The sequence below is a fragment of the Glaciimonas sp. GG7 genome (genome assembly GCF_052976905.1).
On record NZ_JBRIIQ010000267.1, the window covers coordinates 1 to 211 of the forward strand.

The 211-nt window shown below is 46.9% G+C and carries 1 protein-coding gene; it reads left to right on the forward strand.

Annotated features, from left to right (window positions below; all coding sequences use genetic code 11):
• Window positions 1-24 precede the first annotated feature (24 nt).
• Window positions 25-211, forward strand: a 187-nt coding sequence (locus ACVBEF_RS21445; protein WP_447125915.1) for a hypothetical protein, incomplete at its 3' end; no start/stop codon positions are given.

Genomic DNA, 211 nt, shown 5'->3' on the forward strand with positions numbered 1-211 from the left:
AAACCCAGACTAAAGGATCGAACGATGCCCAATACCAAAGCTCCCGAACAATCTTCAAACTCTACTTCTTCCAACCCAAATCATCAAAAACTCAGCGATGCAATCGACTGCGAGCAAACCATTTTCATGCTCGACTTAGCCGCACGCACTACCGCGTTCTCTCAAGCCATCACCCTTTTTCTCAACATCATCGAAGCCAGTGAGGCTTATC